This is a genomic window from Bacillus sp. AR13-1, from assembly GCF_008042285.1.
In the GTDB taxonomy this organism is placed as follows: Bacteria; Bacillota; Bacilli; order Bacillales; family Bacillaceae_G; genus Bacillus_A; species Bacillus_A mycoides.
Genome location: NZ_QNUA01000013.1, coordinates 114216 through 126193, shown reverse-complemented (window position 1 = coordinate 126193; position 11978 = coordinate 114216). Strand labels below are relative to the sequence as shown.

General features: G+C 36.7%; 12 protein-coding genes. 3 read left to right on the top strand and 9 right to left on the bottom strand.

Translation table 11 applies throughout. The features are described from left to right. Window positions 1–39 precede the first annotated feature (39 nt). Both DN408_RS12405 and DN408_RS12400 read right to left on the bottom strand, forming a co-directional pair. A complete protein-coding gene (locus DN408_RS12405; protein ID WP_078178204.1) occupies window positions 40–396 on the bottom strand; it encodes a YlbF/YmcA family competence regulator in 357 nt (118 codons plus the stop codon). A 122-nt stretch (window positions 397–518) separates the two neighbouring features. After that, the gene (locus DN408_RS12400; protein WP_078178205.1) at window positions 519–1664 is read right to left on the bottom strand and encodes a DUF445 domain-containing protein; all 1146 of its coding nucleotides are present in this window, start codon (window positions 1662–1664) and stop codon (window positions 519–521) included. Window positions 1665–1789: 125 nt separating this feature from the next. Between DN408_RS12400 and DN408_RS12395 the strand changes: the two genes are divergently transcribed. Further along, the gene (locus DN408_RS12395; RefSeq protein ID WP_002010850.1) at window positions 1790–2842 is read left to right on the top strand and encodes a YheC/YheD family protein; all 1053 of its coding nucleotides are present in this window, start codon (window positions 1790–1792) and stop codon (window positions 2840–2842) included. Window positions 2843–2861: 19 nt separating this feature from the next. Continuing rightward, window positions 2862–4322: a YheC/YheD family endospore coat-associated protein gene (locus DN408_RS12390; protein ID WP_050000858.1), complete on the top strand. Its 1461-nt coding sequence runs from the start codon at window positions 2862–2864 to the stop codon at window positions 4320–4322. Window positions 4323–4338: 16 nt separating this feature from the next. Here DN408_RS12390 and DN408_RS12385 read toward each other — a convergent pair whose 3' ends face one another. Further along, window positions 4339–4584, bottom strand: a complete 246-nt coding sequence (locus DN408_RS12385) for a hypothetical protein (RefSeq protein ID WP_002087367.1) — start codon at window positions 4582–4584, stop codon at window positions 4339–4341. A 17-nt stretch (window positions 4585–4601) separates the two neighbouring features. Continuing rightward, on the bottom strand, window positions 4602–4739 hold the full coding sequence (locus tag DN408_RS31370; protein ID WP_179957893.1) for a hypothetical protein: 138 nt from the start codon (window positions 4737–4739) through the stop codon (window positions 4602–4604). A 496-nt stretch (window positions 4740–5235) separates the two neighbouring features. On the opposite strand from DN408_RS31370, the gene sasP reads away from it, so the two are divergent. Continuing rightward, the gene (gene sasP, locus DN408_RS12380; protein WP_000013349.1) at window positions 5236–5439 is read left to right on the top strand and encodes a small acid-soluble spore protein, SasP family; all 204 of its coding nucleotides are present in this window, start codon (window positions 5236–5238) and stop codon (window positions 5437–5439) included. A gap of 51 nt (window positions 5440–5490) precedes the next feature. Here sasP and DN408_RS12375 read toward each other — a convergent pair whose 3' ends face one another. From DN408_RS12375 to DN408_RS12355, 5 genes are all read right to left on the bottom strand, one after another. Beyond that, window positions 5491–6225: an amino acid ABC transporter ATP-binding protein gene (locus DN408_RS12375; RefSeq protein ID WP_002010843.1), complete on the bottom strand. Its 735-nt coding sequence runs from the start codon at window positions 6223–6225 to the stop codon at window positions 5491–5493. 28 nt (window positions 6226–6253) lie between these two features. Continuing rightward, the gene (locus DN408_RS12370; RefSeq protein ID WP_033706449.1) at window positions 6254–6952 is read right to left on the bottom strand and encodes an amino acid ABC transporter permease; all 699 of its coding nucleotides are present in this window, start codon (window positions 6950–6952) and stop codon (window positions 6254–6256) included. Next, complete coding sequence (locus tag DN408_RS12365; RefSeq protein ID WP_002010840.1) at window positions 6939–7736, bottom strand: amino acid ABC transporter substrate-binding protein; 798 nt, start codon at window positions 7734–7736, stop codon at window positions 6939–6941. Before DN408_RS12365 ends, DN408_RS12370 begins: the two co-directional genes overlap by 14 nt. Window positions 7737–8039: 303 nt before the next feature. Continuing rightward, window positions 8040–10040, bottom strand: coding sequence for an ABC transporter ATP-binding protein (locus tag DN408_RS12360; protein ID WP_002140515.1), 2001 nt, complete (start codon window positions 10038–10040; stop codon window positions 8040–8042). Continuing rightward, window positions 10037–11797, bottom strand: a complete 1761-nt coding sequence (locus DN408_RS12355) for an ABC transporter ATP-binding protein (protein WP_002063973.1) — start codon at window positions 11795–11797, stop codon at window positions 10037–10039. The genes DN408_RS12360 and DN408_RS12355 overlap by 4 nt, the downstream gene beginning before the upstream one ends. Window positions 11798–11978 lie beyond the last annotated feature (181 nt).

Here is an 11978-nt window from a genome sequence, read left to right as displayed (position 1 = left end):
ACTATAAGGGGATCATATCACAAGGGGCGTCTTCCACTATTACGCTTGTTGTTGCGCGCTATATAATTCTTCAAGTGGCTTCATGATGATTTTGTTAACGTCAGTGATAACGATGTTTAAACGTTGCTCAGTTTCCATTAACTTTGTGATTTTAGCATCTTGTTGAATGCGAGCTACAACTTCTTGTGCTTTTTGGTTGTCTTCTTCAGTGATTTCTTGACCTTGCATCATTTTTTGTTGTAGGCCAAGTTGCATTGTACGGAACTCTTCAAATAAGTTCTTTGAAGCTGCATCTCCTTGTACTGCTGCGTAGCTTGCTTTTAATGTTTGGAAGTCTTCGTTTTCAGCGATTGCTTTTTGTAATTCATATGCAACATCATGAATGTTTTTTGTCATTTTATTTTTCCTCCTTTAGAAGGCTAGCGCTTTTCGCTCGCACCGCCTTTTAAGTGCTTTTTATCCGCACCTCTTCTTACCATATCAAACTATGCAAGAGATGTGAAGAAATTTCACTTTTATTACTTAAAGAACAAGAGCAACAAGCCTTGAATAAATCCAATCGTTCCTCCTAATAATGCCCCTAAATATGTAATCATCTTCAACTCATTTTTTGTAATAGATAGTACGAGATCTTCTAGTCTTTCTGTAGAAAATGTAGACACTTCTTGCTGTACAATTTCCGCAAGGTGTAGATTTTTCAATATACTCCCGACGTTCTCTGTCCCCCACTGCAATCCTTTCTGCATTAGGTCAGGGACCCACTTTTCAATGATTGTTTCTCGAACCTGCTTACATACTTGCTGAACAGACTGATTTAAAAATTTACTCACTGTTTCCTCAACTTTAACTGCTGACAGGATAGAGCTTACAATCATTTCTTGTTCTACAAACTTTTCTAATTCTTTTACATCTCTTCCTTTTAACTTTTCCCACTCTTTTTGCAGTACATCACTTAAAATATGCTTCGTACCATCTTGACCTAAAAACTTAATTACTTCCGGCTGCACACGATCCACTACACTTACATTTCCTAAAAACATCCCGACTAAGTTAAGCAGTGTTCCTCTAGAAGCAAAGAAATCATCAATCATTTTTGAAAGACGTGCTTTTCCTTCTTCACTTTCAAAAAAGCGAATTCCTCGCTCTAAAATAAACGCCGAGACATTCGGAATCGCATGCTCTACTTTTTCATGAACAGAATGAGGCAATGCTTGTTCCCATGTATATGTATAATACTCTGCTAAAAATGCATGAATTTTTTCTGTGATCACATGTTCGATTTTTTGAGTCGCCTCTTCTTCGACATGTGTTAAACTCCATTTTTCTAACATATCCCGTAACGATTGTTCATTCGTAATTACTTTCTCAACTTCAACTTGCGCCCAGCGGATTAAACCGGCTTGAAACTCTTCGTTTGTTAGTTTCTTTCCGATTCCTTCTGGTGTTAACAAATGGTCTACAACCATTTTACCTAATTGAACAGCAAGCTCATCGCGGCGCTTCGGAATTAACCCTGGCGTAAATGGAACCTGAAACTTCCCAATATAAATCGGACGATGAGGACGAAATAACATTTTTATCGCTAAATGATTTGTGTATCCTCCAATAATTGCCCCGAGCCCTGTCGTCATTAACATATTTAACCATATATTCATCACAATCAACCTTTCACTTCTCCAAAACTATAGCATATCATCATACGGACAAAAGTATAATGGTATAAAAACGTATTTGCAATATATAGCTTCGCCTATAATGCAAACATCTTATTACTAAAGGAGTGATTTCGTTGGTTCTTGGTCTTTTAACTTCCGGGCTCCATCACGAGCAAACGTATTACACCGAAATCGCTAAGCGAGCTCGTCTTTATCATAACGTCGTTGCCCAATTCACACCGTTTAGCATTGATTCAAAGACAGATCTTGTTTCTGGTCTTATTTACGATACAGATACAGGAAATTGGATAGATCAAACCTTTCCCATTCCTTCATATATATATGATCGTTGTCATTTCAAAGAGGATGAGGAATTCCAACAAGCAAATGCGATTATTCATTCATTACACAAACGTTCTTCCACTACCTTTTTAAACAACACACTTATTAATCCAAGCGATTTACACAATCTTTTTCTTACTAATAAACGTCTTTCCCCTTACGTACCAAAAATAATAAAAGGAACAGTACAAGGAATTTTTAAATTACTACTAGAAACAAGAGATATTATTATAAGACCAATCAATATACACTCCAATGAAAATTTATATCGGGCCACTTACAAAAATAAAACATTTCATATCGATACAATAAATGAACAACATCATACTTCTACTCAATTCAAACGAACAGATAAATTTATATCATGGTGCAAATCGAACATACACTCATTCCGTTATATGATTCATCCAATGTTACAACCTCCAAATCAACTATCATATCCGATTCATATTCGAACCATTATGCAAAAAAATAAAGAACAGAATTGGAAAGTGCTCGGTCAATTTATACAAAAATCTTCATTCCCAGCACAATTTTTGCTTTCAGCAACAGAACGTTCTATGTTACATCCATTTTCTAAAATTAAATATTTACTTTCTCCAACTGGCGTTCAATTATTAAAAGATGCTTTACATGATGTTGTAAATGAAGTGTTTAAAACACTCGATCAGTCCTATTCTTCATTATTTGAACTAGAGCTTTCTACCATTATGGATCAAAAAGGTGCCATTTGGCTTATGTACGTCAATACGATGCCATCTTACGATGTTTATACTAGGTACAACGACGAACTGGCTGAACAAATTTTTCATGGTCCATTAAAGTTTAGCCGATTTACACCATAACGAAAGGAGGAAATCCCCGTTGAAAGAGCACATATATACATTAAGTATTTCAGATGAGCATCCAAATAGTATTACTTTACCTTACGTTTTTTCTATTACACCACCAATTACATCCTTTTTCTTTGGCTTACGTTATATTACATGTGAGAATATTAAAATTCATTATTCATTCACGCGAGAAATTATTATTGGCGAACAGATTGCAGCCGATCTTTTACTACCGCATTCAGCAACAATCCATGCCTTCTTACACAATCAAACCATTGTTTTCGGCCCATTAATCGGGATTTTCACAACTGGCTTTAACGATGATTTTAATTCTCCTTTAGGAAGTCGTTCCATCTCTCTCAGTGAGTTATTAACACCACCATTCACATTGCAGCCATTTGTATTTGTCTTTGGCATTCAACATATAAACTGGGAAGAGGAAACAATTGAAGGGTACTTCTTTCAAGAAGGAAAATGGGTAAAAAACAAAGTCCCTTTACCAAATGTCATTTACGACCGATTACCAAATCGGCAAGCAGAAAATTACAAACCTATCGTAAGAGCAAAAAAACGTTTAGAAAGCGACTATGGGATTCCGTGGTTTAATCCGGGATTTTTCAATAAATGGGAAGTGCATCAACTTTTAATGAAAGAAGATTCAATTAAACCATTCTTACCAAATACAGAAGTATTTCAACATTTTGAACAAGTAGAACGACTTCTCGGTACGTATAAGTACATTTATATGAAACCAATACACGGTAGCTTCGGAAGAAATATTCATCAAATACTCTATTCTCAAACTGATAATTGCTACTATTGTCGTTATCGTGAAAATGAACAAAACAAACTAAGAAAGTATCAATCATTAGAAGCCCTTCTTAACCATGTGTTAAAAGGACATGATTTAAAAAAGTTTATCGTACAACAAGGTATCTCACTGCTCCGCTTCGAAGGGCAACCCGTCGATTTTCGCATTCATACAAATAAAAACCATTTTGGTAATTGGGTAGTCAGTGCAATCGTCGCAAAAATCGCCGGCAAAGGTAGCTTAACAACTCATGTAAATAGCGGCGGTGATACGAAATTACTTCAGGAACTATTTCCTGATTCAACAAAGCAAGTTCAAATTGAAAATAAACTAAAACAAACAGCCTTACAAATCAGTTATGCACTTGATGGGCAAGTAACCGGGAACATTGGAGAAATTGGTTTTGACATTGGTTTAGACACCACGGAAAACCCGTGGCTATTTGAAGCAAATTCTAAACCGGGGCGAACTGTATTCCAAGATGAAAAGTTAAAAGAACAAAGTGAACTTACGCGCCAATTATTTTATGAATATGCCATCTATTTAACTGAACACTCTTTGCGCGACACGAAAGAAAAAATGTCACAAATAAAATCAGGTCCTTCGTCACATACCGAAAACATCCCTTCCCCTATGATTAACTCACAAATACAAAAACAAAAACTTCCACCTCCTTCATAAGGTGGAAGTTTTTTATTTAAACGAGCTTCACTACAACTTCTGTTTCCACATTACATACTCCGCAATAAAAAACATGATTGCAATACTCCTGTGAATTATTATGTGTTAAACCGTCTACTGCACTTAATAATTCTTGATCCATATATGCACTGTAATCGTCTATGTAATCTACAGTTTTCCCATAATCTTGGAGTATACCTTGGCAATTTTGACAAGAATATGTTTGTGATTCTAGCGCGTTGCAAAGCGGGCAAATTCCCATCATGATTCCTCCATACGTTATCGTTTAAAAACAATTAAAAAGCCTTTTTTTCGATTAAAGAGAGCATCTAGCCGTGCATAGACGCGGTCAGTTCCTTTTTCTGCCCCACCCTGGGTTAAAACAGAACTATGCAGTTGTTGCAGTTTAAATTTCATTTTACTAAGCTTTAATTTTTCTCACTTTAATTACATTTTCGTTTAAAAGCCTCTTTTTTAGATTAAAGAGAGCATCTAGCCGTGCATAGACGCGGTCAGTTCCTTTTTCTGCCCACCCTGGGTTAAAACAGAACTATGCAGTTGCTCCCGATTTAATTTTCATTTTACTAAACTGGAATTTGTCTCACTTTAACAAATCATAAGTTAAGTAAGCCAAGCTGGTTATACAAAGAAAAAAACGTATATGATTTCGCTCTTAGTTTAGCCTTCTTTCTTAAAAATACAACGATTACTCTTATTTCATAATTTACGAAATGATGAAATATTTTTTACAAAATTTACAAATTATTTTTTTGTATATCTTTCTAGGTAACATCCATACTATGAGTACAAACTTAATTACCGATGGATTAGCGCCAAACGGGGCGATAATCTGGTTCAAATCCAGCTAGTCCAACCAAAAAAATTTTTATAACTCTAAGGAGGATATATTCCTATGGCAAACCAAAGTTCTTACAATCAATTAGTAGTACCAGGTGCAACAGCAGCAATCGATCAAATGAAGTACGAAATCGCTCAAGAATTTGGTGTACAATTAGGAGCAGATTCTACGGCTCGCGCTAACGGTTCTGTTGGTGGAGAAATTACAAAACGTCTAGTTGCAATGGCTGAGCAAAGCCTTGGCGGATTCCAAAAATAAATATATATGGCAAAAAGGTCTCAGGGCATATGCCCTGAGACCTTCCTTAATTTATTGCAACATTTGTAAAAACTTCTTCGTTCGTTCTTCTTTTGGATTTGTAAATACATCTTCCGGTGTACCTTGTTCGACAACGACACCGCCATCCATGAAAATAACACGGTTCGCAATTTGATGAGCAAAGCGCATTTCATGCGTTACAATGACCATCGTCATTCCTTCTTTAGCAAGTTCTTTCATAACCTTTAAAACTTCTTGAACTAGCTCAGGATCAAGTGCTGACGTTGGCTCATCAAATAGTAAAACTTCCGGCTCCATCGCAAGCGCACGAGCGATTCCAACGCGCTGTTGTTGTCCACCTGATAATTGGAACGGATATAAGTCTACTTTATCCGCAAGACCAACTTTTTCAAGGAAATAGTTTGCTTTTTTCTTCGCTTCTTCTTTCCCCATCTTTTTCACTGTAACGAGCCCTTCCATTACATTGTGAATTGCTGTTAAATGAGGAAATAGATTATGGTGCTGGAATACCATACCTGTTTGCGTACGAAGATTTACAATATCTTTCTTCGATACTTTTTGAGAGAAATCGAGCTCTTTATTGCCGATACGAATGTTACCAGCGTTCGGCGTTTCTAACACGTTGAGACAACGTAAGAATGTCGTCTTACCAGATCCAGATGGCCCGATAATAACAACCACTTCGCCCTTCTCAACTGATAAGTCTATATGTTTTAATACGGTATTATCTCCGAAACTTTTTTGTAAATGTTGAATTGAAATCATAAAAACAAAAACTCCTTTTATGAAAGGGTTATTTTAGAGTATAACGTTCTGAACGTTTTTCTAATATTTGTTGCACGATAGATAATAAGAAGCAAATTACCCAATAAATTAGACCTGCTTCAAAATAAACAATTAAAAACTCATAGTTCATTGCCGCAATTTCCTGCGCTTTTCGGAACATTTCTGTTACTAAAATTAACGACGCTAATGACGTATCCTTCACTAAACTAATAAATGTATTCGAAAGCGGCGGAATTGATACGCGTGTTGCTTGTGGTAAAATAACACGTTTCAATGCTTGCGGGTATGTCATCCCAATTGTGTAAGCCGCTTCCCACTGTCCTTTCGGGATTGAAAGGATAGAAGCACGAATAATTTCAGATGCATATGCACCTACATTTAATGAAAATCCAATAACTGCTGCTGTATATGGCTCAACTTCAATATTAAGAGTTGGAAGACCATAGAAAATAATAAATAACTGTACAAGAAGTGGCGTTCCGCGAATGATAGATACATAGATACGAGCAATCCATTGTAAAATACGACTACCTGAAATACGTGCGAGCGCTGTTAACGTCGCAAGTATAATACCGATAATAAATGTAATAAGCGTTAACGGAATTGTCGTAAAGACAGCTTCCTTCAGCATAGGCGCGAAGGAAGTCTGCATAATATCTATCCAAGTAGACAATCGATCTGACATCAATGCGCTACTTAGATACATTTTCACCGAACCATTTTTTCGTTATTTTATCGTACGTACCATCTTTTTTCATATCTTCTAACGCTTTATTTACTTCTTGTACAAGTTTGTCGCTACCTTTACGGAATAAGAATCCACTTTGTGACGCTTCTTTTTCTGTATCTACAATTTTAATTTTTGCATCTTTTTTCGTTTCTAAATAGTTTAACACTGATAATTTATCATTGATTGTAAAATCAACGCGGCCAGAACTTAATAATTCTGCTGCTTGGCTAAATCCTTCTACACCTGTGATTTCCGCACCATTTTTCTTAGCAATATCTGCGTAGTTACTCGTTAAAGATTGCGCTGCTTTTAATCCTTTTACGTCAGCAAATGTAGCAGGTTTATCTTTATCTTTCGCAACAACTAATGCTGCTGAAGAAGAAATGTATGGACTAGAGAAGTCATATTTCTTTTGGCGATCTTCACGAATACCAACTTCGTTCGCAACCATGTCGAAACGTTTTGCATCTATTCCTGCAAGTAAGCTATCCCATTGTGTTTCTTTAAATACAGGCTTTACACCTAAACGTTTTGCAACTTCTTCTGCTAATTCAACGTCAAACCCAGTTAATTTATCGTTTGTATCGTGGAACGTAAATGGTGGATATGTACCTTCTGTACCAATTACAAGCTCACCGCTTTGTTTTATCTTCTGTAATGCATCTTGATTAGCTGTATCTTTTTTCTCTTCTTTACCGCAGCCCGCTACAATCCCAATCGCTAATGTAGTTACTGCAAGCACTGAAAATAATTTTTTCATGATAGTAGTCCTCCAAGTATTCTGATAGGAATTTAAAAACTATATTGATTGTATGCAATTTCGAACAATTTTTCAATGAAAATGTTCTTATTTAGTTTAACCTTTTTCTTCATAATCAAACAAAATGGAAAAATAGCGCTACATACAAAAAATAAGTAACATTTTTTAATATAGCATTTATAAAGAAAAAGGTAAAACAATACCTACTTATTTATAAGTTTTTCAGCCGGTGAAATATATTAACTTCTAAGCGGACAATCCGATCAAAAAAGAACTTGCGAAAATCGCAAGTTCTTCTAAAAATTAAGCACTCTGGTTTCCTTCCATTTGCGTTTTATACATATCGTAATAACGCCCGCGCTTTTTCATTAATTCATCATGGGAACCTTTTTCCAAAATCGTTCCTCTATCAAGCACAATAATTTGATCAGCGCTCTTAATTGTTGAAAGACGATGAGCGATAATAAACGTCGTTCGTCCTTTCTTCACAACTTCTAGCGCTTGTTGAATCATCGCTTCTGTTTCTGTATCAATACTGGAAGTCGCTTCATCTAAAATTAAAATAGCAGGATCAAAAGCAAGTGCCCTAGCAAACGATATAAGCTGACGTTCTCCGGTTGAAAGTGTACTTCCTTTCTCCGTAATTTTTTCATCTATATTGTTCGCAAACCTTTCCGCACCAACATCACGTAACGCCTTCACGATGCGATCTTTTGAAATTTTTTCATTTTCTAAGCTTACATTGGATGCCACTGTCCCGCTAAATAAAAACGGATCTTGCAATACAATTCCCATATGTTCACGTGTTGCTTGTTTCGGCATCTCTGTTACATCATGACCATCAATCGTAAGCTTCCCTTTTTGAAATTCATAAAACTGAAAGAGCACATTCATAATGGAACTTTTTCCTGATCCAGTATGACCGACAAGTGCCACTGTCTCCCCTTGTTTCGCTTCAAAAGAAATATTTTTTAATACTTCATCTTTTCCATTGTAAGAAAACGAAACATTATCGAATTTCACATTTCCGGTTAAGCGAGGCATACGTTCTTCTTCTACTGCCTCTCCCTTTTCCTCTAGCAATTCAAAGACGCGCTCTGATGCAACACGCGATTGCTCTAAGTTAGCAAGTTGGTTCACCATGTTCGTAATTGGCGAGAACAATCTCGTTAAATAATCGACGAAAGCATACAGTATCCCTAGAGAAAGGAGGCCAGAAGCACTTAATGAAGCACCACCGAAATACCAAATTACACCTGTAAAAGCGATGTTTCTTAATACAGACACTAAATTATGCGAAGTTGCTGCATTTAAATTTAAAATTTTATTTTGATATTTAAAATAATCACCATTTAACTCTTCAAATTCCTTCTTCGTTTCATGTTCTTGACGAAATGCTTGAATAATTGGCATCCCTTGAATTGATTCATTCACTGTTCCGTTAATATCCGATAAACGCGAACGCATTTTATGATTGTATACAGACGCATACTTTCTATACATAATCGCCCAAACAATTAAAATCGGGATGATGAGTAAGCATAGTGCCGCCAGTTTTACATCAAGTAAAAATAGCGCAGCGAAAATCCCGATAATATAGATGATACTAGAGACGAATGTCGCAAGCACCGTTACATATAAATCACGAATCGCTTCTGTATCATTCGTTACACGCGAAACAATTTTCCCTGCTGGTAAATGGTCAAAATAACGAATTGGCAACGTTTGAATATGAGAAAAGACGTCTTCCCTCATAATTTGAATAATTTTGTTTGCCGCCTTCTGTAAGAAGAACTGCTTTCCGTATGCAAATAATGATACGACTACTAATAAAGCGAAATATCCACCGCCAAGTAGTAATAACCTATTTATTTCTGGTTTATAAAACGCAAATACTTCTTCTTTCGTTAAGGCTTTCGATTTATACACTTGCACTGCCTTACCACTTTGTACTGTAAGCACATCACCCTTAACAGAACGAGTTCCTTCAAGCGTTATTTTATTCGGTACAAAATAGTACTGAAAACCAACTTGAATCACTCGGACTTCTTTCCCTTTTTGCTCACCTTGTTCAAAGCGATCACTTCGCTTATAAAAGGCGCCATTATATGAAACAGCATCCTCACTCTTTTCTGTTTCATACCAGGGTCTCTCTATTCCAACGATATGCTCATCGATCATCGTTTTTGCGACGAAAGGACCCGCGAGTTCTGCAATAACGAAAACAAATAGCATCGCCATCGCTGCAAAAATCGGCCCTTTTACTTTCATCGCGTATTGAAACAATCGTTTTGAAACACTCATATTTTCACCCCACTATCCGTACTTTCACTTTCACCTTGTTGTCTTTCGAACTGCTCTGCATACCAGCCCCCATTTCGAACGAGCGCTTCATGCGAACCTTCTTCAATAACCTCACCGTTATCCATAACGAGAATCCAATCAGCATGCTGCACTGCTGACAAACGATGCGTTGTTATAATCGTCGTCTTCCCGCTTCTTTCTGTTCGTATGTTTTCAATAATTGCCGCTTCAGTACGAGCATCAACAGCTGATAAAGAATCGTCCAAAATTAAAATTTCCGGATTTTGAATAACAGCCCTCGCAATCGAAATCCTTTGCTTTTGCCCACCTGATAAAGAAACACCTTTCTCTCCAACGAGCGTTTCTAAACCTTCCGGTAAAAACTCTAAATCCTTTTTAAACGCAGCTATTTCAATCGCTTTTTCAAGTTCTTCTTCAGTCGCTTCTCTATTTCCGAATAAAATATTTTCCTTCGCTGTTTTTGAGAACAAAATGTGTTCCTGAGGTACATACCCAATCCAGCCAAGTACGTTATCATTCGTAATTTTATCTAGCTTCACATCAGAAACCGCAATATCCCCTTCCCCAAGTGGATATTGACGAAGAAGCTGACGAACGAGCGTCGTTTTCCCGCTTCCTGTTTTCCCAACAACTCCAAGTGTCTCTCCTTGTTTTAATGAGAATGAAACATTTTTTAAATTTGTTTCAATTGATGAAGGATATGAAAAAGTAACATTATCAAATTGAATGTAATCTGGCTCTTGTACAACCTTTGGATCTTTCGGATTCTTTACATCCGGTTCATAAGCTAACGTTTCATTTACACGGTCGAGCGACGCATTTCCTCTTTGCATAACATTAATCAATTCACCAATTGCAAACATCGGCCAAATCATCATCCCTAAATAGACGTTAAAAGAAACGAGCTCACCAAGTGTCACCTTTGATTGGAATACGAGATATGCACCGTACACTAAACCAATTAAATAACTAAGACCGACGAGCATTTTTACAGTTGGCTGGAATAATGCATCGATTCTTGCTACTCTCATATTTTTCTCGTATACGTCATCTCCTAAATGATGAAACCTTTCTTGATCAGCGTTCTCCTGTACATACGCACGAATAACGCGTACACCCGCAATTGATTCAAGTACTTTATCGTTCATATCCCCGAACGCATCTTGCGCGACTGTAAATCTTTCATGCAACTTCTTTCCGTATCTATTCATCGCATATGCCATAATCGGAAGCGGTATAAGCGCAGCAAATGTTAACTGCCAACTAATTGAGAAGCCCATCATACAAACGATTGTAAGCATATATAGACTAGAATCAACGAGCGTTAATATACCAAAACCAGCTGTCATGGAGATTGCTTTTAAATCATTTGTCGCTCTCGCCATTAAATCGCCAGTACGATTTTTTTGATAAAACGTCGGTGTCATCTTAAGTAAATGCCCCATAAATTTTGAACGCATCGTTTTCTCAAGTACGAACGCACCGCCAAATAGTTGGTGCTGCCAAATGAAAGTAAGCACATACCCACCAATCGTTACCCCAAGTAAAATAAAAATATATTGCATAATCGCCTCATTCGTTAAGGCTCCCGTTTTAATATTATCAATTGTAATTCCTAACACTTTCGGTGGAATTACCTCTATCACGTTTACAATTAAAAGTACCCCAATTGCGATACTATACCTTTTCCAATGCTCTCTAAAAAACCAGCTTAACTTTAGTAATACTGAAAACAATATAACCTCCCCTTTCTCGTTCCCGTTTGATTCACATTTCTTTACCCGCTATCCAAACCCATCACATTTACATTTCGTAAGCCATACAATTTCATCACATTTTTCCACCTTCCAAATTCTGATTTTTTATAGTAACCACGCAAACAAGGAAAATAAAGTGAAACTTTAATCAGTGGGGGTT